At 68.0% G+C, this 21,319-nt stretch carries 20 protein-coding genes; 11 read left to right on the forward strand and 9 right to left on the reverse strand.

All coding sequences use genetic code 11. The features are described 5' to 3' along the window. Positions 1–30: 30 nt before the first annotated feature. The 3 genes from A9974_RS28580 to bktB are packed head-to-tail and all read right to left on the reverse strand — an operon-like array spanning position 31 to position 2,462. Positions 31–450: a DUF3574 domain-containing protein gene (locus tag A9974_RS28580; RefSeq protein WP_183007541.1), complete on the reverse strand. Its 420-nt coding sequence runs from the start codon at positions 448–450 to the stop codon at positions 31–33. A gap of 14 nt (positions 451–464) precedes the next feature. Then, positions 465–1,235, reverse strand: coding sequence for a spermidine synthase (locus A9974_RS28585; RefSeq protein WP_183007542.1), 771 nt, complete (start codon positions 1,233–1,235; stop codon positions 465–467). A 45-nt stretch (positions 1,236–1,280) separates the two neighbouring features. After that, positions 1,281–2,462: a beta-ketothiolase BktB gene (gene bktB / locus A9974_RS28590; protein WP_183007543.1), complete on the reverse strand. Its 1,182-nt coding sequence runs from the start codon at positions 2,460–2,462 to the stop codon at positions 1,281–1,283. A gap of 213 nt (positions 2,463–2,675) precedes the next feature. On the opposite strand from bktB, the gene A9974_RS28595 reads away from it, so the two are divergent. Next, positions 2,676–3,824 carry an acyl-CoA dehydrogenase family protein gene (locus A9974_RS28595; protein ID WP_183007544.1) on the forward strand — a complete coding sequence of 383 codons (1,149 nt, stop codon included), beginning with the start codon at positions 2,676–2,678 and terminating at the stop codon, positions 3,822–3,824. 9 nt (positions 3,825–3,833) lie between these two features. Further along, positions 3,834–4,847 (forward strand): acyl-CoA dehydrogenase family protein, encoded by a 1,014-nt coding sequence (locus tag A9974_RS28600; protein ID WP_183007545.1) that lies wholly within the window; start codon positions 3,834–3,836, stop codon positions 4,845–4,847. Positions 4,848–4,893: 46 nt separating this feature from the next. Here A9974_RS28600 and A9974_RS28605 read toward each other — a convergent pair whose 3' ends face one another. Further along, complete coding sequence (locus A9974_RS28605) at positions 4,894–5,790, reverse strand: LysR family transcriptional regulator (protein ID WP_255468357.1); 897 nt, start codon at positions 5,788–5,790, stop codon at positions 4,894–4,896. Between the two features lie 71 nt (positions 5,791–5,861). Between A9974_RS28605 and A9974_RS28610 the strand changes: the two genes are divergently transcribed. The 9 genes from A9974_RS28610 to A9974_RS28650 all read left to right on the forward strand — a co-directional run bounded on the left by A9974_RS28610 (position 5,862) and on the right by A9974_RS28650 (position 16,107). Then, entirely contained in the window at positions 5,862–7,121 is a 1,260-nt protein-coding gene (locus A9974_RS28610) for a CaiB/BaiF CoA-transferase family protein (protein WP_183007547.1), read from the forward strand. Then, on the forward strand, positions 7,118–7,603 hold the full coding sequence (locus A9974_RS28615) for a MaoC family dehydratase (RefSeq protein WP_183007548.1): 486 nt from the start codon (positions 7,118–7,120) through the stop codon (positions 7,601–7,603). Before A9974_RS28610 ends, A9974_RS28615 begins: the two co-directional genes overlap by 4 nt. A 127-nt stretch (positions 7,604–7,730) precedes the next feature. Next, positions 7,731–8,696: a tripartite tricarboxylate transporter substrate binding protein gene (locus A9974_RS28620; protein WP_183007549.1), complete on the forward strand. Its 966-nt coding sequence runs from the start codon at positions 7,731–7,733 to the stop codon at positions 8,694–8,696. A gap of 248 nt (positions 8,697–8,944) precedes the next feature. Continuing rightward, positions 8,945–10,306, forward strand: a complete 1,362-nt coding sequence (locus A9974_RS28625; RefSeq protein WP_183007550.1) for a carbohydrate porin — start codon at positions 8,945–8,947, stop codon at positions 10,304–10,306. A gap of 26 nt (positions 10,307–10,332) precedes the next feature. After that, positions 10,333–11,349 (forward strand): D-xylose ABC transporter substrate-binding protein, encoded by a 1,017-nt coding sequence (gene xylF / locus A9974_RS28630; RefSeq protein WP_183007551.1) that lies wholly within the window; start codon positions 10,333–10,335, stop codon positions 11,347–11,349. A 14-nt stretch (positions 11,350–11,363) separates the two neighbouring features. Beyond that, a complete protein-coding gene (locus A9974_RS28635) occupies positions 11,364–12,911 on the forward strand; it encodes a xylose ABC transporter ATP-binding protein (protein ID WP_183007552.1) in 1,548 nt (515 codons plus the stop codon). A 5-nt stretch (positions 12,912–12,916) separates the two neighbouring features. Beyond that, the gene (locus A9974_RS28640; protein WP_183007553.1) at positions 12,917–14,104 is read left to right on the forward strand and encodes a sugar ABC transporter permease; all 1,188 of its coding nucleotides are present in this window, start codon (positions 12,917–12,919) and stop codon (positions 14,102–14,104) included. After that, positions 14,097–15,179 carry a lactonase family protein gene (locus tag A9974_RS28645; RefSeq protein ID WP_183007554.1) on the forward strand — a complete coding sequence of 361 codons (1,083 nt, stop codon included), beginning with the start codon at positions 14,097–14,099 and terminating at the stop codon, positions 15,177–15,179. Before A9974_RS28640 ends, A9974_RS28645 begins: the two co-directional genes overlap by 8 nt. A 16-nt stretch (positions 15,180–15,195) precedes the next feature. Beyond that, entirely contained in the window at positions 15,196–16,107 is a 912-nt protein-coding gene (locus A9974_RS28650; protein WP_183007555.1) for an NAD-dependent epimerase/dehydratase family protein, read from the forward strand. Positions 16,108–16,118: 11 nt separating this feature from the next. Here the strand turns inward: A9974_RS28650 and A9974_RS28655 are convergent, their stop codons facing one another. The 5 genes from A9974_RS28655 to A9974_RS28675 form a co-directional block, all read right to left on the reverse strand. Next, the gene (locus A9974_RS28655; RefSeq protein ID WP_183007556.1) at positions 16,119–17,141 is read right to left on the reverse strand and encodes a LacI family DNA-binding transcriptional regulator; all 1,023 of its coding nucleotides are present in this window, start codon (positions 17,139–17,141) and stop codon (positions 16,119–16,121) included. Between the two features lie 46 nt (positions 17,142–17,187). Further along, positions 17,188–17,562: a tautomerase family protein gene (locus tag A9974_RS28660; protein ID WP_183007557.1), complete on the reverse strand. Its 375-nt coding sequence runs from the start codon at positions 17,560–17,562 to the stop codon at positions 17,188–17,190. Positions 17,563–17,681: 119 nt separating this feature from the next. Next, the gene (locus tag A9974_RS28665) at positions 17,682–19,031 is read right to left on the reverse strand and encodes a glycine betaine/L-proline ABC transporter ATP-binding protein (RefSeq protein ID WP_183007558.1); all 1,350 of its coding nucleotides are present in this window, start codon (positions 19,029–19,031) and stop codon (positions 17,682–17,684) included. After that, a complete protein-coding gene (locus A9974_RS28670) occupies positions 19,028–19,885 on the reverse strand; it encodes a proline/glycine betaine ABC transporter permease (protein WP_183007559.1) in 858 nt (285 codons plus the stop codon). The genes A9974_RS28665 and A9974_RS28670 overlap by 4 nt, the downstream gene beginning before the upstream one ends. Positions 19,886–20,095: 210 nt before the next feature. Continuing rightward, the gene (locus tag A9974_RS28675) at positions 20,096–21,097 is read right to left on the reverse strand and encodes an ABC transporter substrate-binding protein (protein WP_183007560.1); all 1,002 of its coding nucleotides are present in this window, start codon (positions 21,095–21,097) and stop codon (positions 20,096–20,098) included. Between the last annotated feature and the right edge of the window lie 222 nt (positions 21,098–21,319).

Below are 21,319 nucleotides of genomic sequence, written 5' to 3' on the forward strand. Positions count from 1 at the left end.
GGGCGAGCCTGGCAGGCCCGGCCCAGGTGTTCAGAACGACACGCAAGCGTTCTGCCTGACCCGCATGGTCGCTTCCTGCTGGAAGCGGGTCTTGTATTCGGCCTGCAGTTCCCGCACCGCGGTTTCGCTGACGGGGTCGTCGGGGTGGACCAAGTCCAGCACGAAGGACGGCTCTTTGACGATGCTGCCGTCATTGCCGCGCCATTGCCCGGCGGCGCGCCAGGCGGTCAGCCCCTGCGGAAAGCGCGGCGTGACCGCCTCGCGCAGGAAGTCTTCCCAGGCCTGCTCGGAGACCTGGCCGGCCGGGCTATCCGTCCCCAGGAAGATCAGGTCATTGACCATCACCGTTTCCTGCGGCGCGCAGGATCCGGCCGGGGGTTTGGCCGCGCAACCGGCCAACAAGGCAACGCACAGCGGCACGGCAAGACCTGACAAGGGACGGACAGGCATGAAACTCCTTGGCATCAGAAATGCAGGATCCCGTCGACCGCATGGCGGGTCAACGCGCGCGCCCAACGGCGGGCCGGCAGGCCGTATTTGGACTCGACCACTTCGGCCCGCGCCAGCAGATCGGCCGGCGTGATCGCCAGGCGGGGCCCGGAAAACGCCAGCACGATCTGGTTGCCGGCGTCGATTTCCGGCAGCAGCACGATGCGGTCGTCGAAGGCCTTGGACAGATTGTCGATGTTCTTGCCGAAGCTTTCATGACGGCCGAACAGGTTCACCGCCAACACCCCGACCTCGCCCAGCACGCGCCGGCAGTCGCGGTAGAACTTGACGCTGTCGCGCACGGGACCCGCGGCGGAGGCGTCGTACAGGTCGACCATCAGCACCGGGCAGCGCCCGGCATTGGCGGGGTCGGCCGCCCAGGCGGCGGCGTCGTCATGCTCGACCTTGAGGCGGTTTTCGCCCGGCAGGCGGAAAAACATGTGGCAGGCGGCGGTGACGCGCGGATTCCATTCCACCGCCAGCAGCGGGCTGCGGGTGTGCTTGACGCAATACCGCGCCAGCGACCCGGCCCCCAGGCCGAACAGGCCGATGGCCTCGTCCTTGGGCGGTTCCAGGAACAGCAGCCAGGCCAGCATCTGGGTGGTGTATTCCAGCACCAGTTCCGACGGATTCTTGATGCGCATGGCACCCTGGACCCATTCGGTGTTGAAGTGCAGATAGCGCACGCCGTCCACTTCGGAAAGCGTCGGCTGGTCCAGTTCGGACGGGAATTTGGATTTATGCATGGCCGCGATTGTAGGACGGGCAGGAATCCCCCGCCCGCCCCGCCATCAGATGCGCTCGAAGATCGCCGCGATACCCTGCCCGCCGCCAATGCACATCGTGACCAGCGCGTAGCGGCCCTGCACGCGTTGCAGTTCGTGCAGCGCCTTGACCGTGATGATCGTGCCGGTGGCGCCGATGGGGTGGCCCAGGCCGATGCCGCTGCCATTGGGGTTGACCTTGGCTGGATCCAGCTTCAGCTCGCGGGTCACGGCGCAGGCCTGCGCGGCGAACGCTTCGTTGGCCTCGATCACGTCCATCTGGTCCACCGTCAGGCCCGCGCGCTTGAGCGCCGCCTGCGTGGCCGGCACCGGGCCGATGCCCATGATATTGGGGTCGACGCCCGCGTGGGCATAGGCCACCAGGCGCGCCAGCGGCTTGATGCCGCGCTTGGCCGCGACCGACGCGTTCATCAGCACCAAGGCGCCCGCGCCGTCGTTCAGGCCCGAAGCATTGCCGGCCGTGACGGTGCCGTTCTCTTTCTGGAAGACCGGCTTCAGGCCAGCCAGGCTGTCGGCGGTGACGTCGGGGCGCACGTGCTCGTCAGTGTCGAACACGACTTCGCCCTTGCGCGTCTTTTGCACGATCGGCACGATCTGGTCGCGGAAATAGCCGGCCTCGATGGCGGCCGCGGCGCGGCGGTGCGATTCGGCGGCCAACGCGTCCTGGTCCTGGCGGCTGATGCCGAACTTGGCGGCCACGTTTTCCGCGGTGACGCCCATGTGCATGCGGCCGAACGGATCGGACAGCGCGCCCGTCATCATGTCCTGCATGACGCTGTCGCCCATGCGCGCGCCCCAGCGCTGCGCCGGCGCGATGTACGGCGCGCGGCTCATGCTTTCGGCGCCCGCGCCGATGGCGATCTCGGCGTCGCCCAGCAAGATGGTCTGGGCCGCCGACACGATGGCCTGCAGGCCCGAGCCGCACAGGCGGTTGACGTTGAAGGCCGGCGTTTCCTTGGCGATGCCGGCGTTCATGGCCGCCACGCGCGACAGGTACATATCGCGCGGCTCGGTGTTGATGACGTGGCCCACGGCAACGTGGCCGATTTCGTCGCCCGAGACGCCCGCGCGCTCGAGCGCCGCCTTGATGACGGTAGCGCCCAGGTCGCAGGGCGGCACGTCCTTGAGCGCCCCGCCGAAATCGCCGATGGCGGTACGAACGGCAGACGCGACGATGACTTCATTCATGGTGTTTCCTCCTTGTAATGCGTTCCATCATACCCGCGGGGCCTGGGGCCTTACCGGCGTCCCCGCGCCTGCTGGCGGGTTATCGCCGGGGCTCCAGCGATAGCCGAACCGTATCGGAAACCCAAAAAATAATATTGGACAGGCCACAAGCGGCTCGCGGATAGTGGCCCCCGGCGCGCCGCCTCCGGCGCCCGCCAGACCCGGACCCGCCTGATGATCGATACGCTGGAATTGACCGCCATTCCCCCGCAGGACGAAGCGTTGCGCGCCGAGGTGCGCGCCTTCCTGGCCGAAGCCCTGGACGGCTTGGCGCCCGACCAGCGCGCGCGTTCCTGGATGGGCTACGACGCCGGCTTCAGCCGCCAGCTGGCCGAACGCGGCTGGCTCGGCCTGACCCTGCCGCGCGAGTACGGCGGTGCGGCGCGCGGCCATTTCGCGCGCTTCGTGCTGTCCGAAGAACTGCTGGGTGCCGGCGCACCGGTATCGGCGCACTGGATCGCCGACCGCCAGAGCGCGCCGCTGATCCTCAAGCTGGGCACCCCGGCGCAGAAGGATTTCTACCTGCCGCGCATCTGCCGCGCCGAGGCATTTTTCTGCATCGGCATGAGCGAGCCCGGCTCGGGTTCGGACCTGGCCAGCATCCGCGCCCGCGCCGAACCCAGCGCTGGCGGCTGGCGCCTGAGCGGCAGCAAGGTCTGGACCACCAACGCGCACCGTTCGCACTATATGATCGCGCTGGTGCGCACGTCCGGCACGCCCGAAGACCGGCACCAGGGCCTGTCGCAGGTCATCGTCGACCTGTCGCTGCCCGGCGTATCCATCCGCCCCATCCGGGACCTGGCGGGCGACGCGCATTTCTCGGAGGTGTTCTTCGACAATGTGGAGTTGGCGCCCGACGCGTTGATCGGCGAGGAAGGCGCGGGCTGGGCCCAGGTAAACGCCGAGCTGGCGTTCGAGCGCAGCGGCCCGGAACGCCTGTATTCCAGCATCGCGCTGCTGCAATGCTGGCTGACGCACTGCCGCGGCGGCGCCGCCGATGCGACGGACCACGCGCTGCTGGGCAGCATCCTGTCGCAGATGGCCGTGCTGCGCGCTCTGTCGCTGGCGGTGGCGGGCAAGCTGGCGACGGGACAGAGCCCGGCGATCGAAGCCGCGCTGGTCAAAGACCTGGGCACCGAACTGGAACAGGACATTCCCAGGCTGATCGCCGATGCGCTGGGCCGGCGTCCCGAGCAGCCCATGCCCATGCCATTGGCGCGCACGCTGGCCTACCTGGAGCAGGCCGCCCCCACTTTCTCACTGCGCGGCGGCACCCGCGAAATCCTGCGCGGCATCATCGCGCGCGGCCTCGGCCTTCGATAAGGACACGTCATGGACTCTCTTTTTGGCGATGCCGCCGAACGCCTGTTCGCGCAGACCTGCACGCCGCAACTGATTCGCCAGGCCGAACAAGGCCAGGCGCCCGCGTCCGCCTGGCAGGCCTGCGAAGAGGCCGGCTTTGCCGATGCGCTGGTGCCCGAGACACTCGGCGGCGCTGGCCTGGCGCTGGCCGATGCGCTGCCGCTGGCGCTGGCCGCCGGCCATCATCTGTGCCCTTACCCCATCGTCGACACGATGCTGGCGCGCGCCTGGCTGGCGCATGCCGGCCGCCCCCAAGCCAGCGGCTCGATCGCGCTGGCGCCGCAAGGCTGGGCCGTGCAAGCCGGCCATGCGGTGGCGGCAAACGTGCCGTGGGTCCGGTGCGCCGGCCACGTGCTGGCGTGCATCGACGGCCACGTGTGGCTGCTGCCGGCCGCGGCTGCCGCCATCGAACCCGGCGGCGTGCACGGCAGCCTGGCCGCGCCGGCGCGCTGGCTGCTGGATCATGGCGAGCGCATCGACGCACCCGCCGGCCTGCCCGCGCTGGAAACCTTGGCGGCCGCCGGCTATGCCGCGCTGATCGCCGGCGCGATGGACCGCGTGCTGGCCATGACGCTGGACTACGCCAACCAGCGCAGCCAGTTCGGCAAACCGATAGGCCGTTTCCAGGCCGTGCAGCAGCAGATCAGCGTCATGGCTGAACAGGTATGGGCGGCGCGCATGGCGGCGCAATTGGCGTTCCAGGGCCGCGCCGGCCAGCCGCAGCGGCAGCTGGCGGCGCTGGGCAAGGCCCGGGCCAGCCAGGCCGTGGCCCGCGTGGCCGATATCGCGCATGCGGTGCACGGCGCCATCGGCGTCACCGAGGAATTCGACCTGCAGCTGTACACGCGGCGGCTGCGCGAATGGCGCCTGGCGGCGGGTTCGGAATCCTATTGGCACGCGCGCATCGGCGCGCAAGCGCTGGCCGATGACGCCGATACCGTATCCTATCTGCGCAGCGCCCTGTTCGACAAGGAAGCCGCCTAGGGCCTGTCAACAACCCCTAGCCGCCAAACCGCTCAAGCGCGGCGCGTCATGCCGCCTGCGCCAGCATGCTGTCCCGCAGCCGCAGCACCGAAGCGCACGAGGTGTCGTGGTGCGTCACCAGCGACAGCGCCAACGCATCGCGCGCATCGGCGTCGACCAGCGGCACGAACGCCACATGCGGCGTGGAGTACGCGCGCGTCACGCCGGGCACCAGCGCCAGCCCCATGCCGCTGGCCACCAGGCTGACCAGCGTCTGCACCTGGATCGCCTCCTGGCTGATGCGCGGCGAGAAGCCCGCCTTGCGGCACAGCGCCTGAGCCACGCCGTGCAGGCCCGGCACCTTGGCGGGCGAATACATCACGAAGCTTTCCGAACGCGCGCGGGCCAGGCTGACCGGCGCGCCTTGCGCCAGCGGATGGCCCGCCGGCACGGCCAGGATCAGGTCGTCGCGTTCGACCACCCAGGAATCCAGCGCGGGATCCTCGGCCAGCGGTCCGCGCACCAGACCGGCATCGATCTCGTTGGCGCGCAGCATCGCCGCCAGGCCCACCGTGCTGTCTTCGCGCAACTCCAGCTGCAAGTCCGGATACTTGGCGCGAAACACCGGCAGGCAACGCGGCAGCAGCATGTAGGTGGCCGAGCCAACGAATCCCAAGCGCAACGTGCCCCATTCGCCCAATGCCACCCGGCGGGCGGCCTGGCGCGCCTGGTCGGTGTGGAACAACGCGCGCCGGGCATCGGCCATCAAGGCTACGCCGGCCGGCGTCAACGTCACCCCCTTGGCGCCGCGCACCAGCAACGGCACGCCCACCGCATGCTCGAGTTTCTGGATCGACACCGACAAGGCGGGCTGCGCGATGTGCAGCGTGTCGGCGGCGCGGCGGTAGCTTCCCAGTTCGGCGATGGTGACGAACTGCCGGAGCTGCCGTAGATCGATGGCCATAACGGATTCCATATCAAGCAATACCGAAGCCATATTAGACGCGTATACGCCGCGCCGATAGGATGGCCGCCATGACTTTCCCTACCCCTGCCCCTTCCGCCCAGCCGCAAACCGCCGCGCTGGGCGGCGTGCGCGTGCTGGACCTGACATCCGTGGTGTTCGGCCCCTATGCCTCGCAGATCCTGGCGGACTATGGCGCCGACGTCATCAAGATCGAAGCGCCCGGCGGCGATTCCACCCGCCATACCGGCCCCGCGCAAGAGCCCGGCCTGGCCGCCATTTTCCTGGGCTTGAACCGCAACAAGCGCAGCGTGGTGCTGGACCTGAAGCAGGCTGCCGCGCGCCAGGCACTGCTGACCCTGGTGGATCAGGCCGACGTGCTGATGCACAGCATGCGGCCGGCCAAGATGGCGGCGCTGGGCCTGGATCCCGGCACCCTGTGCGCCCGCAACCCGCGGCTGGTGTATGCCGGCTTGTACGGCTTTGGCGCGGGCGGCGCCTACGACGGCCGCCCCGCGTACGACGACATCATCCAGGGCCTGTCCGGCTTTGCCGACCTGGCGGACCGCCAGACCGGCACGCCGCGCTACCTGCCCACCGTGGCGGCCGACAAGACCTGCGGCTTGATCGCCGCGCACGCCATCCTGGCCGCGCTGTTCCAGCGCGAGCGCAGCGGCCTGGGTCAGCAGCTGGAAGTGCCCATGTTCGAAAGCATGGCCTCGTATGTGCTGGTCGAGCACTACTACGGCCGGCACCTGGCCGACACGGATGGCGAAGCCGGCTATCCGCGCGTGCTGACACCCTGGCGCAAGCCTTGCCGCACGGCCGATGGCCATGTCTGCCTGATGCCCTACACCGATACGCACTGGCGGGATTTCTTCCAGGCCACCGGCCATCCCGACCTGGCGGCGGACCCGCGCTTCATTGGCATCGCGGCGCGCACGCGGCATATCGAAACGCTCTACGAACTACAGGCTGGCATTGTCGCCGAGCACCCCACCGCCTACTGGCTGTCCCTGTGCGAAAAGCTGGAGATTCCCGCCGCGCCAGTCAACCGCCTGCAGGACCTGGAAGCCGACCCGCATCTACGTAGCGTGGACTTTTTCCAGCCGCTGCAAAGCGCGTCCGGCAGCCACTACCGCTTCACGCGCAACCCGGTGCGGCTGGCGCGTTCGGCCGTGCCGGCCGCGATGCCGCCGCAGCTGGGCGAACACACCCGCGACGTGTTGCGCCAGGCAGGCCTGGACGATGCCCGTATCGACGCGCTGCTGCACGCCGGCGCCGCGCAACAGGCCGACACCTTCCCCGCCCCTCTCAAGGACTCCGCATGAACCCAGACCGCAACGCCCCCGCCCAGCTCGGCCAGGGCTACTACTGGCAAGACCTGGCCGTGGGCCAGCGCTTTCGTACGTTCCGCCGCACGGTTACCGAGACCGACATCGTCAACTTCATCAGCGTCACCGGCATGCTGGAAACGATCTTCATCGACGCCACCTACGCGCATGGCGCGATCCAGGGCCGTCCCGCGCCAGGCGCCCTGACCTACGGACTGATCGAAGGCCTGATCATGCAAGGCATGGTGCAAGGCACCGGCCTGGCGTTGCTGGAGGTGCACAAGAAAATGCTGGCGCCCGTGGTGGCCGGCGACACCGTCTGGGCCGAGATCGAAGTCACCGGCGTGCGCCCCACCTCGCAGCACAATCGCGCGGTCGTCACGTCCCGCATCGACGTGTTCAACCAGCACGGCAAGCCCGTCATGACCTACACCGCCACGCGCATGCTGGCAGGCCGGCCGGAGCAGGCCGCCGGCTGAAGCCCCCCCGTTTCCCGGCATCCAGCGGACAAGCGCCCCGGTCAGAGGACGCTGCCGCGCTGAAGCCGGGGCCGCGACATAGCGCGAGCCCCGGCCTCATCCCTAGAAAAGCACAAGGAGACAACCCATGAAGCACGCATTGCGCGCGGCCCTGCTGGCCGCCCTGGCATTGGCCGGCGCTCCCGCCGCCCACGCCGCCTGGCCCGAACGCCCCATCACCCTGGTCGTGCCTTTCCCGCCCGGCGGGCCGACAGACCTGGTGGCGCGGGTGCTGGCCAAGCAGCTGACTGACCAGATGGGCCAGACGGTGGTGGTGGAAAACAAGGGCGGCGCCAACGGCAACATCGGCATGCAGTACGCCGCGGCGGCCAAGCCCGACGGCTACACGGTGCTGTACAACACCTCATCGATCGCGCTCAGCCCCAACCTGTACCGCTCGCTGGCGTTCGACCCGGTCAAGGACTTCGCGCCGGTCTCGTCCACCGCCGTCATTCCGCTGGTGCTGCTGGTGCATCCGTCAGTGCCCGCCAAGGACGCGCAGGGGTTCGTCGACTACGCGCGCCAGCATCCCGGCAAGCTGTCGTATGGCTCGGCGGGCGCGGGCAACGTCACGCATCTGGGCGCCCTGCTGCTGCTGCGTTCGCTGCAGATCGACGCGGTGCACGTGCCCTATCGCGGCAGCGCGCCAGCCATGACGGATCTCGTCGGCGGCCAGGTGCAGCTCATGACCAATACCCTGAACGATTCGCTGGGGTTCATCCGCGAAGGCAAGCTGCGCGCGCTGGCCGTCACCAGCCGGGAACGCAGCGAGCAGTTGCCCGACGTGCCGACCGTGGCAGAGACCGTGGCGCCGGGCTTCGAGATGGGGGCCTGGCAAGGCGTGGTGGTGCCCGCTGGAACGCCGGACGCGATCGTGCAGAAACTGAACGCCGAAATCCGCCGCGCGCTGCAATCCGAGCCAATGCAGAAGCAGCTCAAGGTACAGGGCGCGCAGGCGTTGGGATCGACGCCGCAGGAATACAGCGCCTACATCAAGAGCGAGATCCAACGCTGGGGCGCGGTGATCAAGGAAGCCGGCGTCAAGCTGGACTAACCCTCGTCCGCAGGGCAAGAAATCCGCCATCGCCCTCTCTTCGGGCCGCCCCTGCGCGGCCCGTCCGTCTGCCCCTCCCTCCCTCGAAAAAGCGCTTGAAAACCGGGATCGCCCCCGGGCAATCCCTAATCTCGACCACAATTGACAGCGCTGTCAATTTTGCAGACACTAGTTTCGCTGGTACCCACCGGACCACGAAAAACAAGCCGCGACGGCCTTCGGCACGGGCGGCGACAGGAGACAAAGTCATGGCATTACCTCCCTGCCTCACGGCAGCGGCAGGCACCGGCGTGCACCTCCGGCCTCGCCGTTCCCGCCGCTTCCTGCCCGCGTTGTTCACGGCCGGCCTGCTGTTGGCCGGCGCCCCGTCCGCCCAGGCCTACGACCTGCAGACCAGCCCCTACCTGTTCGGCGACTGGGGCGGATTGCGCACCCGCCTGGCCGAGCGCGGCGTCACCCTGAACCTGGGCTACACCGGCGAAGCCGCGCACAATTTCAGCGGCGGCCAGGACAAGCTGACCCGCTACACCGATCAATGGGTATTCGGCGCCACCATGGACCTGGACAAGCTGCTCGGCTGGCACGGCGGCACCTTCCAGATGACCATCACCGACCGCAACGGCCGCAACCTGGGCGCCGACGCCGGCATCGGCAACAACATGCTGATCCAGGAGGTCTATGGCCGCGGGCAGACCTGGCACATGACGCAGTTCTGGCTGAACCAGTCATTCCTGGACAACCGCGTGCAATGGAAGATCGGCCGCCTGACCGTGGGCGAGGATTTCGCCAGCTTCTCCTGCGACTTCCAGAACCTGACCTTCTGCGGGTCGCAACCCGGCAACCTGGTCGGCAGCTATTGGGTCAACTGGCCCACCAGCCAGTGGGCTACCCGCCTGAAGGTCAGCACGTCGGCACAGACCTACGTGCAGGCCGGCGTCTACCAGGTCAACCCGAACTACGTCGACGACGGCTATGCGCGTCGCCACGGCCTGTCGCTGGACAACCCCAACGGCACCACCGGCGCCCTGATCCCGCTGGAATTCGGCTGGCTGCCGGCCGTGAACGGCCTGCCCGGTTCGTACAAGTTCGGCGCCTGGTACAACACCTCCAAGGGCGCGGACCTGTACCAGGACGTCAATCATGCCGCGCGCGGCGAAACCGGCCTGGCGCCGCGCGAACGCAGCGGCCAGTACGGCATCTACATCAACTTCGAACAGCAGGTCACCGGCACCGCCGGCGGCCGCGGCGCCTCGGTGTTCCTGAATGCCTCGCAGGCCGATCGCAATACGGCCGCGCAGGACCACCAGATCGCGCTGGGGTTGCAGTACAAGGGACCCTTCGGCCAGGCGCGCGATGTCATCGGCGTGGCGGTCGGCGCCACCCACAACAACGGGCGCTACGCCGACTACGTGCGCCAGCAGGACCAGCGCCTGGGCACCCACAGCAAGGTCGGCGACGGCTACGAGTACGTGGCCGAGGCGTATTACAGCTGGTCGCCGATCCCATCCATTTACCTGCGGCCCAATCTGCAGTACATCAGGCATCCAGGGGGCACCAGCGCCAACCACGACGCCTTCATCGTAGGCTTGAAGACCGGCATCACATTCTGAGCGCATCGCGCCACAAGGAGACAGACATGACCCCAATCCTGCGCCGCCTGCTGGCCTGCGCGCTGGCACTGCCCGCCACGCTGTTCGCCGCCCACGCCGCCCATGCCAGCAAAGAGGCTCCCGTGATCGGCTTTTCCATCGACGACCTGCGGGTCGAGCGCTGGACCCGCGACCGCAACTACTTCGTCGAGGCGGCCACCGCGCTAGGCGCCAAGGTCAACGTGCAATCGGCCAACGCCAGCGAATCGCGCCAGATCGCCCAGGTCGAGAACCTGATCGCCGAAGGCGTGGACGCGCTGGTCATCGTGCCCTTCAACTCCAAGGTGCTGGGTAGCGCCATCGCCAAGGCGCACCGCAACGGCATCAAGGTCATCGCCTACGACCGGCTGATCCTGGGCGCGCCGCTGGATGGCTACGTGTCGTTCGACAACATCAAGGTCGGCGAAATGCAGGCGCAGGGCATGGTCGACGCGGTGCCCAAAGGCCGCTACTACCTGCTGGGCGGCGCCGCCACCGACAACAACTCGCGCATGTTCCGCGAAGGCCAGATGAACGTGCTCAAACCGCTGGTCGCCAAAGGCGACATCACCATCGTGGGCGAGCAATGGACGCCCGAATGGGATCCATCCAAGGCCCAGGCCATCATCGAGAACGCGCTGAACGCCAACGACAACGACATCCAGGCCATCGTCGCCTCGAACGACGGCACGGCCGGCGGCGCGATCCAGGCGCTGGCGAGCCAGAAACTGGCGGGCAAGGTCGCGGTGTCGGGCCAGGATGCCGACCTGGCCGGCGTGCGTCGCGTCGCCGCCGGCACGCAGACCATGACGGTCTACAAGCCGATCAAGGCCATCGCCGAGGCCGCCGCACAGATGGCCGTCAACCTGGTGCAGGGCAAGCCGCCCGCCTTCAACGCCAAGCTCGACAACGGCAAGGGCCAGGTCGACTCCCTGCTGATCAAACCCGTGCTGGTAACGCGCGACAATATCGACATCCTGGTCAAGGACGGCTTCTACACCGCTGACCAGATCTCGGGCAAGTAGCAAGGAAGCGCACCATGGATCCACGGCAGCCGCTGTTTGAAATGTGCGACATCGTCAAGGAGTTCTCGGGCGTGCGCGCTCTCTCGGGCGTCAGCCTGAGCGTGCGGCCCGGCGAATGCCTGGGCCTGTGCGGCGAAAACGGCGCCGGCAAGTCGACGCTGATGAAGGTGCTGTCCGGCGTCTATCCCCACGGCAGCTATACCGGCCGGATCCTGTGGGAAGGCCACGAGCTGCGGGCGCGCTCGACCCGCGACAGCGAGCGCGCCGGCATCGTCATCCTGCACCAGGAGCTGATGCTGGTGCAGCAACTGAGCGTCACCGAGAACATCTTCCTGGGCAATGAAATGCGACTGCCCGGCGGCCGCATGAACTATCCCGCCATGCACCGGCGCGCCGCCGAACTGCTGGCGCGCCTGAAGCTCACCGACATCAATGTGGCCGCGCCGGTCATGAACTACGGCAACGGCCACCAGCAGCTGTTCGAAATCGCCAAGGCGCTGGCCAAGGAAGCGCGGCTGCTGATCTTTGACGAGCCGACCTCCTCGCTCAGCGCCCAGGAAATCGAGGTGCTGCTGGCCATCATCGACGACCTCAAGCGCGCCGGCGTGGCCTGCATCTACATCTCGCACAAGCTGGACGAGGTCAAGCGGGCTTGCGACACCATCACGGTGATCCGCGATGGCCAGCACATCGCCACCCGGCCGGCCGATACGCTGGACGAGGACGGCATCATCGGCCTGATGGTCGGCCGTGCGCTCGAGTCCCGCTTTCCCCGCACCGAACGCCAACCTGGCGCGGTGATGCTGCAGGCGCGCAACGTGACCTGCTGGGACGTGACCAACCCGCAGCGCAAGCGCGTCGACGACGCCGCCCTGCAGGTGCGCGCCGGCGAAATTCTCGGCATCGCCGGGCTGGTGGGCGCGGGCCGCACCGAACTCGTATCGGCGATCTACGGCGCGTATGCCGGCCGCAGCAGCGCCCAGGTGTGGGTCGAGGGCAAGCCCGTGCGCATCGCTTCGCCCGCCGATGCGATCGCCCACGGCCTGTGCCTGGTGCCCGAGGACCGCAAGCGCCACGGCATCGTGCCGCTGATGAGCGTGGCCGAGAACATCACGCTGGCCAGCCTGGCCGACCACGCCCGCGCCGCACGGGTCGACGGCGACTCGGAACTGGCGACGGTGGAACGCGAAATCACGCGTCTGCGCATCAAGACCGCCAGCCCCGGCCTGCCCGTGGCCAGCCTGTCCGGCGGCAACCAGCAGAAAGTGGTGCTGGCCAAGATGGCGCTGAAGAATCCCAAGGTGCTGATCCTGGACGAGCCGACGCGCGGCGTCGACATCGGCGCCAAATACGACATCTACAAGATGATCTTCGACCTGGCCGACCGCGGCGTGGCGATCATCATGGTGTCCTCGGAACTGCCCGAGATCCTCGGCATGAGCGATCGGGTGCTGGTCATGAACGCCGGCCGCATCACGGGCGATTTCCCCATCCAGGGCCTGACGCAGGAACGCGTGCTGGCCGCCGCCCTCCACTCCGAACCGCCGCGGCACGCCGCCTGAACGCCATGACCCAGATGCTCGCATCCTCTTCCTCCGAACCGCGGCCGCGCAGCGGCCACCCGCCACTGCGCCAGCTGTTCGCGCGCCACAAGCTGCTGGCCATGCTGCTGGCGCTGGGCCTGATCTGGCTGTTCTTCTGGCACCAGACCCACGGCAGCTTCCTGCGCCCCAACAGCATCTCCAACCTGCTGCTGCAGATGTCGGTGACCGGCATGCTGGCCTGCGGCATGGTGCTGGTCATCATCGCCGGCGAGATCGACCTGTCGGTGGGCTCGTTGCTCGGCCTCTTGGGCGGACTGGTCGCCATTCTGACCGTCAACCTGGGCTGGAACACTTGGCTATCCGTGGCCGTGGTGCTGGCCGCCGGCGCAGGGTTCGGCCTGATCAACGGCTGCCTCACCACCCGCTTGCGGGTGCCGTCCTTCATCGTCGGCCTGGGCGGCATGCTGGCTTATCGCGGCCTGGTGCAGTTGAGCACCGACAGCGTCACCATCGCGCCGGTGCCCGACGACCTGGGCGCCATTGCCCAGGCCTTCGTGCCGCCCGCCTTGTCCTGGATCATTGTCGCGCTGATCATCGCCCTGTCCTGCGGCCTGACGCTGGCGCGCCGCCGCCGCCATCACCGGCTGGGGCTGGAGGTGGCGCCGCGCTGGATCGACGGCCTGAAGATCGGCGCCATCGCCATCGCGGCCGCTGGTTTCGTGCTGGTGCTGAACCAGGCTCATGGCGTGCCGCTACCCGTGCTGATCCTGCTGGCCTTGCTGGGCGTGTTCTCGTGGATCACCACCCAGACCGTGTTCGGCCGCCACGTCTACGCGGTCGGCGGCAACGTCGAGGCCAGCCGCCTGTCCGGCGTCAACGTCAAGCGCGTCAAGCTGATGGTGTTCATGCTGATGGGGCTGATGTGCGCCTTCGCCGGCATCGTCACCACCGCGCGCTCGGCCGCCGGCTCGCCGTCGGCTGGCGTGGGCGGAGAGCTCGACGCCATCGCCGCCTGCTTCATCGGGGGCACCTCGATGCGCGGCGGATCGGGCACCGTGTACGGTGCGCTGATTGGCGCGCTGGTGATGGCCAGCCTGGACAACGGCATGCAGCAGATGAACGTGGACACCTCCTGGCAGATGATCGTCAAGGGCGCCGTGCTGGTGCTGGCGGTGTGGATCGACGTCGCGACGAGGCCCGAACGTGCATAACCCGCCCCCCGTCAGCGCACCTGCCAGCTGCCTGCTCGCCGTCGGCACCTATACCGAGATCCTGCCTCACGTGCAGGGCCGCGGCCTGGGCATCCATCTGCTGGCCTTCGATGGCGCGACGGCCACGTTCCATGAACGGCAGGTGCTGGCCGGCCCGGTCAATCCCTCGTACCTGTGCGCGGCCGCCGGCCGCCTCTATAGCGTCAGCGAACAGGAACGCGATGCGGCGCTGGATATCTTCGCGATCGAAGACGGCGGCACGGCCCTGCGCCCCATCGGCCGCGCCGATATCCCCGGCAACGCGCCTTGCCACGTCAGCGTCAACCTGGCAGCGCGGCAGCTATACGTGTCGAACTATGGTTCGGGCGAACTGCTGTGCTACACGCTGGACGGCAACGGCCTGCCCCAAGGCGCGCCGCAAGTCATCGCGCGCCGCGGCGCGGGTCCGCGGGCGGATCGCCAGGAACGGCCGCACCTCCACTACGCGTCGCCGTCCCCCGACGGCACGCACGTCTACCTGTGCGACCTGGGCACCGACACGGTGGCCTGCCATCGCGTGCGGCCGGACGGCCTGGAAACCACACCGGTGCGGGAATTGCGCACGCGGCCCGGCGCCGGGCCGCGCCACCTGGCCCTGACGCAGGATGGCTTGCTGGCCGCCGTAGTGGAAGAACTGTCGAATACCGTCGCGGTGTACACGCTGGACGAACCGGTGCGTGAACTGGCCCGCGCCAGCACGCTGCCTCGCGACTGGCGCGGCGAGAATACCGCCTCGGCCGTGCGCCTGCATCCCGACGGCGAACTCCTGTATGCCGCCAACCGCGGCCACGACAGCGTTGCCGTCTACCGCCTGCGCCGCGCCGCGCCCTGGCTCGACCTCATCGGCTTCATCGCCGTCGGCGGCCGCGCGCCCCGTGATATCGCGCTCACGCCCGACGGCGCGTTCCTCCTGGTGGCGTCCCAGGACGACCACTTCATCCGTGCGCTGCGCCTGGACCCGGCCACCGGCCTGGCGTGCGCGCAGGGCGAACCCTACCCCCTGGCCTCGCCCGCCTGCCTTTGCCCCTTGCCTTGAACCGGAAGCTTTCACCGTGACCTCTCCCCTGCCCCCCGCCCGCATCGTCGTCACCGGCGCCACTGGCCAGCTCGGCCGCAAGGCCCTGGCCATCCTGGCGCGCCAACCCTGGTGCGAGCACCTGATCGGCATCGACCTGCACGCGGACGACACCGCCTTCAGCCCGGAAGTGCGCGACCGCCTGACGCTGGTGGCCGCTGACCTGGAGCGCCCCGATCCGGCCTGGACCCGCCACTTCACGGGCGTGGACGCCGTGCTGCACCTGGCGGCGCGGCACTCGACGCCCGACGCCAGCTGGGAAGAGGCGCTGGGTTCCTACAACATGACCCTGAATGTCCTCACCGCCGCCGCCACGCACGGCGTGCGCCGGTTGGTCTATTCGTCATCCAACCATGCCATGGGCGCGTACAAGGACCAGCCGCTGGCCGCCACCATCGGTCCGGGCAAGCTCACCGCTGCAACCGAGCCCGCCCCCGGCACGCGCTGGTTCGATGGCGAGCGCGACGTGCATTCGCTGGCCTACGGTACGTCCAAGGTGATGGGCGAACGCCTGTGCCGCGCCTACTCGGCGGTGACGCAAGGCCGGCTGTCCACGGTGCTGGCGCGCATCGGCTGGATCCTGCCAGGCGAGAACGATCCGCGCGACATGACCTACTCCGGCGTGGCGCACCAGCGCGCGCCCGCGCCTGCCGCGCTCGACGAGCCGGCTCGCCGCGCGCTGGCCTGGTTCCACGACATGTGGCTGTCCAACGAGGATTTCGAACGCTTGCTGATCGCCGCCTTGACGGCGGATTCCGCCGATTGGCCCGACGGCAGCGTCACGGTCAACGGCGTGTCCGCCAACCAGGGCAGTGCCTGGGACGTGGCGGGCGGGCAAGCCAGCATCGGCTACGCGCCACGCGACGACGTGCGCCGCCGCCTGGGCTGAGGCGCGGGCGGCTAACCGGCCGGCGGCCGGGTCGAATCGCGCACCACGATCTCGTACCCTAGCGTCCGCACCCGCGCCTGCGGTTCGCGCGAGGCCAACTGTTCCACCGCCGCATACGCCATGTCGCGGATCGGCTGGCGCAGGGTCGTGAGCTTGGGCCAGGTCTGGCGCGACAGCGGCGTATCGTCGTACCCCGCCACCGACAGTTCGGCTGGCACCTTGATGCCGCGCGCATGCGCCACGTATAGCACGCCGGCCGCCATGTCGTCGTTGGCCGCGAAGATTGCGCTGGGGCGGTCCGGGCGGTCGAGCAGGCTCTGCCCGCAACGCACGCCGGAATCGAAGGAATGCAGGCCCTGCTCCACCAGGCCGGCGTCGTACGCGACGCCTTGTTCGGCCAGCGCGTCGCGATAGCCCTGCAGGCGCCCGCCAACGGCGCCATGGTCGGGGTGTCCGGCCACGAAGCCGATGCGCCGGTGGCCCAGGTCGAGCAGGTAGCGGGTCATGTCGCGCGCAGCCGAGCGGTCGTCGGTGCTGACCTCCAGGCCCCTGACGCTGGGAGAGCTGGGCGCCAGCCGCACAAAGGGCACGTCGCCCTGGTCCAGCGCATCGATCAGGCTGCGCACGTCCGACAGCGGCGGCGTCAGCACCAGCCCGGCGCAGGCATGCTGGCGCGCCGACTGTTCGATCTGGGCGGCCAGGTCGGGCGCGCGGTAATCGCAGGGATGCAGCAGCAGGCTATAGAAATAGCGCTTGCAGGCGTCGAGCGCGCCCTGCTGGACGTTGATCAGGTAGTTGTCGCTGGGGTTGTCGTAGACCAGCATGATCAGGTCCGAGCGCTTGCTGGCCAGGCGACGGGCCGAGGGATTGGGCTGGTACTTGAGCAGCGCGATCGCCGCCATGACCTTGGCGCGCGTCTTCTCGCTGGTGTTGGGCTCGTTGTTCAACACGCGCGAGACAGTCTTGATGGACACGCCCGCCTCGGCCGCCACGTCGTCAACGGTGACGGAGCCCTTTTCCTTGCCGTTCGTCATGTCCGCCCTGGGGCCTGTCAACACTGAAAGCAGCTTCGCGCAGGCCTTAGCGGCCTGCGGCCTTGGCGCTCAGGCCATTGGCCACGCCCATGTCGGTCTTGGGCACGTCGCGGACCAGCACGCGCACGTCTTCGCCGGAAATACCGATGCTGGCGCACACGGCCTGGTTAAGCGCCGCGATCAGAGCCGATTTCTTCGCCTCGTCGCGGCCTTCAATCAGGGCCGCATCGACACGCGCCATGGCCTTGCCGATTTCACCCGCCACGATCACGTTGTCGGCCGGGATTTCCTGCAGCACGATGCGCACGCTGGCCAGCGGCGCGGCAATGCTTTCCACGACCGCCTGCGAGGCGGCTTTCAGCAGCGCGGCCTTCTGGGCGGCCGTGTGGCCCTGCATGATCTGGACATTCAAAATAGGCATGACGGGTTCCGATATTCCGACTAGAGGCATCCCGGCAAGGATAGCCGGCCAGCCATCATATCCGGACTGGCCCCGCGCGCAAGTCCGGCCGCGCGGGGGCGGGCGCCGTCACGCCGGGGTCATGCCGCCTCGCCGCGCTTGGCGGGCTGGGGCTGGCCTTCCAGGGGCCGGCCGTCCGGTTCAGGCGCCAGGGCGGTGGCTTCGGCTGCCACCGCGGCAGCGGCCGCCGCGGCATCGGCCGCCGCGGCATCGGCCGCCGCAGCATCGGCCGCCGCAGCATCGGCTGCCGATTCGGTCAGCACCGGCGTCACCAGCTCGACCACCTTCTTGCGCGACAGCATGCCCAGGAACTCGTCGTTCTCGCCCGTCACCGCCACCGGCTGGTCGCTGTGCACCAGTTGCGCCAGCACTTCGCCCAGCCCGGCCGTGGCCGGTACCGACGCCAGGTCCTCGACAAAGCGCGACACGTCGCGCCCGCCTTCCCGCACGGCCTGTTCGGCCGCCACCAGCGTCAGCACACCGGCCAGGCGCTTGCCGTCCAGCACCGGCGCGTACTCGTAGTTCAGCGCGCGCATGCGGTCCACGGAATGCGCGGGGCGCGAACGCATGGTCAGCGTCAGGCGCGCCGGGTTCACCGCGTGGGTCGCGTTCAGCACCTTGGTGCGGTTCACGTCCTGCAGGAACGATTGCACATAATCGTTGGCCGGGTTCAGCAGGATGTCTTCGGGCGTGCCTTCCTGCACCAGTTCGCCGTCCTTCAAGATGGCGATGCGGTTACCCAGGCGCAAGGCTTCGTCCAGATCGTGGGTGATGAAGACAATGGTCTTGTTCAGCTTGGACTGCAGCTGCAGCAGCTGATCCTGCATTTCGCGGCGGATCAAGGGGTCCAGCGCCGAGAACGCTTCGTCCATCAGCAGGATTTCGGCATCGGTGGCCAAGGCCCGCGCCAGGCCCACCCGCTGCTGCATGCCGCCGGACAATTGATGCGGATACTGCTGCTCGAAACCCGACAGGCCCACCTGGTCCAGCCATTCCCGCGCACGCTTTTCGCGTTCGGCGCGGCCCACGCCCTGCACGGTCAGGCCGTAGGCGGCGTTGTCCAGCACCGTGCGGTGCGGGAACAGGCCGAAGCGCTGGAACACCATGCTCATCTTTTTCTGGCGGAAGGTTTCCAGGTCGCGCTTGTTCAGGCTGACCACGTCCACGCCATCGACCAGGATGTGGCCCGCGCTGGGTTCGATCAGGCGATTGAAGTGGCGGATCAGCGTCGACTTGCCGGAGCCCGACAGGCCCATGATGACGTAGATGCTGCCCTCTTCGATCGACAGGCTGATGTCGCGCAGACCCAGCGTGTGGCCGCTTTCGGCCAGCAGCGCTTCCTTGGTCATGCCCTCCTGCGCGGCCTTCAGCCACTTCTTGGGATGCGGCCCGAAAATCTTGTAGATGTTCTTGACTTCAATCTTGCTCATCGCTGGCCTCCCATGCGCATGCGCTGTCCATACGATTGCGTGATCCGGTCGAACAGCACGGCCAACACCACGATGCCCAGTCCGGCCAGCAGGCCGCGGCCCACCTCCAGACGGTTGATACCCAGCAATACTTCATAGCCCAGGCCACGCGCGCCGATCATGGACGCGATCACCACCATCGACAGCGCCATCATCGTGGTCTGGTTGATGCCCGCCATGATGTTGGGCAGGGCCAGCGGCAACTGCACGCCGAACAATTGCTGTCGCGGATTGGCGCCGAAGGCGCGCGAGGCTTCCAGCACTTCGCGGTCAACCAGGCGGATGCCCAGGTCGGTCAGGCGGATCAGCGGCGGCACGGCGTAGATCACGGTGGCGATGATGGCGGGGATCTTGCCCAGCCCGAACAGCATCACGACCGGAATCAGGTACACGAAACTGGGCATGGTCTGCATCACGTCCAGCACCGGCAGCATGACCGACCGCAACCAGTTCACGCGCGCCATCAGCACGCCCAGCGGGATGCCGATCACGACAGACAGCCCGGCCGCCATGATCATCAGCGCCAGCGTCTGCATGCCGGCGTCCCACAGGCCCAACACGCCGATCACGCACAGCAGCGCGCCCATGCCCAGGCTCAGGCCGATACGGCGGCTGACCAGCCAGGCAATGACGATCGTCACGCCCACGACCGCCCACCAGGGCGAACTGCGCAGCAACTGCTCCAGCCAGACCAGCGCGTGTAGCACGGGCTGCGACAGCGTTTCCAGCGTGTCGGCGTAATTGGTGACCAGGTGATCGACGAAACCGTCGATGGCTCCCCGCACTTGGCGGGCAGGAATAATTTCAGGAAACATGCTTTCGACTCCATTTCAGCGCGTACGCCGCAAGGGCGCGCCGCTGGCGCAGGAGAAAATGCTCCTGCGCATTGCCCGCAAATGCGGGCCCTATGCCGGCCGAAGGGCTTTTTCCCCTTGGGGGCATCCCAAGGGGAAAAAGTCCAACTGGCGGCGCGCCCGGGCGGAGGATGCCCGGGCGGCTGCGCCGCCGAGGATGGCGGCGGGCGGTTACAGCGCGCTTTGCACGCGTCCGGCGACGTCAGCCGGAACCCACTTGGTCCAGACGTCGGGCTTGGTCTTCAGGAACCACTTGGCAATGGCGGCGGCGTCGTCGCCGGACTCTTCCATGTGGGCCAGGGTTTCGTTCATCACGGGCAGCGGCACCGAGACCTTGGACAAGAACTCGGTCAGCACCGGCGCTTCCTGCGAGAACTTGGTGTTCACGGCCGTGAAGACGGGATTGTCGGGATAGGCGCTGGCCTCGGGCTTGGCGCACTTGGGCGACGTCAGGCACTTGTGCTTTTCGGCGTCATAGGGCGGCAGCTCGAGCTTGACCAGGTCCATGGCGCCCACCAGCGGCGTGGGCGACCAGTAATAGAACACCACGTTCTGCTTGCGCTTGTAGGCCGACATCAGCGCCGCCTTCTGGGCCGCGCCCGTGCCGGGCGAGTACAGCGTGAAGGTGTCGTCCAGCTTCAGCGCATGGAACAGGTTGGTGCTGGCGACTTCGCAGCCCCAGCCCGCCGGGCAGCCGTAGAAGCGGCCCTTGCCGGGTTCCTCGGGATCCTTGAACTTGTCCTTGAACTTCGGCAGGTCGGCCGCGGACTTCAGTTCGGGCAGGCGCTCGGCCGTGTAGCGGGGGATGTACCAAGCCTCGCCGCCCATGTAGAGGTCGCCGATCCGCTTGACGCGGCCGGTCTTTTCAGCGCGCTCCCAGGGGTCGGCCACGCTGTTCAGCCAGATCTCGGTATTGATATCCAGGTCGCCGCGCTCGAGCGCGGCCAGGGCGGGCAGGGTTTCGGTGGGCAGGGTTTCGGTTTTGCAGCCGTAGCCCTTTTCCATGATGAAACGTTCAACATCGACCAGGACCAGGTTGGATTCCCAGTTCATGGCGCCGAAATTGACCGGACGCTTGAGTTCGCATTGCGGGGCATCGGCGGCTTGGGCCGACCCAGCAAAGGCAAACAAGACGGCCGCGGCGGCCAGGGTCTTGACGGGGATGAAACGCATTGGCTTTTTGCCTCCATAGGTTCAGGGACACGACGGCGCGAAACCGGCCGTGCCATGGAGCTAAGGGGGTGTGCGGAAGACGGGCAGAACCGCCAATACAGACCGACACTAGCAACAAGAGGATCCGCAGGGTGCGGAGTCTTGCAAGACAGGGGCCTCAAAAACGGAGTTTTCGAGCACCCACAGAAAGTGAGCAAACTGAACGAAGAAGGCAGCATCTTA

The sequence above is a fragment of the Achromobacter sp. UMC71 genome (assembly GCF_014170305.1).
Taxonomy (GTDB): domain Bacteria; phylum Pseudomonadota; class Gammaproteobacteria; order Burkholderiales; family Burkholderiaceae_B; genus Achromobacter.

Excerpts from the sequence above, each read along its gene's own strand:
- A9974_RS28585 (WP_183007542.1), bottom strand. The coding sequence starts at position 1,235 with ATGCATAAATCCAAATTCCCGTCCGAACTGGACCAGCCGACGCTTTCC.
- A9974_RS28665 (WP_183007558.1), bottom strand. The coding sequence starts at position 19,031 with ATGAGCAAGATTGAAGTCAAGAACATCTACAAGATTTTCGGGCCGCAT.
- A9974_RS28660 (WP_183007557.1), bottom strand. The coding sequence starts at position 17,562 with ATGCCTATTTTGAATGTCCAGATCATGCAGGGCCACACGGCCGCCCAG.
- A9974_RS28635 (WP_183007552.1), top strand. The coding sequence starts at position 11,364 with ATGGATCCACGGCAGCCGCTGTTTGAAATGTGCGACATCGTCAAGGAG.
- A9974_RS28595 (WP_183007544.1), top strand. The coding sequence starts at position 2,676 with ATGATCGATACGCTGGAATTGACCGCCATTCCCCCGCAGGACGAAGCG.
- A9974_RS28605 (WP_255468357.1), bottom strand. The coding sequence starts at position 5,790 with ATGGCCATCGATCTACGGCAGCTCCGGCAGTTCGTCACCATCGCCGAA.
- A9974_RS28640 (WP_183007553.1), top strand. The coding sequence starts at position 12,917 with ATGACCCAGATGCTCGCATCCTCTTCCTCCGAACCGCGGCCGCGCAGC.
- A9974_RS28615 (WP_183007548.1), top strand. The coding sequence starts at position 7,118 with ATGAACCCAGACCGCAACGCCCCCGCCCAGCTCGGCCAGGGCTACTAC.
- xylF (WP_183007551.1), top strand. The coding sequence starts at position 10,333 with ATGACCCCAATCCTGCGCCGCCTGCTGGCCTGCGCGCTGGCACTGCCC.
- A9974_RS28670 (WP_183007559.1), bottom strand. The coding sequence starts at position 19,885 with ATGTTTCCTGAAATTATTCCTGCCCGCCAAGTGCGGGGAGCCATCGAC.
- A9974_RS28620 (WP_183007549.1), top strand. The coding sequence starts at position 7,731 with ATGAAGCACGCATTGCGCGCGGCCCTGCTGGCCGCCCTGGCATTGGCC.
- A9974_RS28610 (WP_183007547.1), top strand. The coding sequence starts at position 5,862 with ATGACTTTCCCTACCCCTGCCCCTTCCGCCCAGCCGCAAACCGCCGCG.
- A9974_RS28580 (WP_183007541.1), bottom strand. The coding sequence starts at position 450 with ATGCCTGTCCGTCCCTTGTCAGGTCTTGCCGTGCCGCTGTGCGTTGCC.
- A9974_RS28655 (WP_183007556.1), bottom strand. The coding sequence starts at position 17,141 with ATGACGAACGGCAAGGAAAAGGGCTCCGTCACCGTTGACGACGTGGCG.
- A9974_RS28675 (WP_183007560.1), bottom strand. The coding sequence starts at position 21,097 with ATGCGTTTCATCCCCGTCAAGACCCTGGCCGCCGCGGCCGTCTTGTTT.
- A9974_RS28600 (WP_183007545.1), top strand. The coding sequence starts at position 3,834 with ATGGACTCTCTTTTTGGCGATGCCGCCGAACGCCTGTTCGCGCAGACC.
- A9974_RS28625 (WP_183007550.1), top strand. The coding sequence starts at position 8,945 with ATGGCATTACCTCCCTGCCTCACGGCAGCGGCAGGCACCGGCGTGCAC.
- bktB (WP_183007543.1), bottom strand. The coding sequence starts at position 2,462 with ATGAATGAAGTCATCGTCGCGTCTGCCGTTCGTACCGCCATCGGCGAT.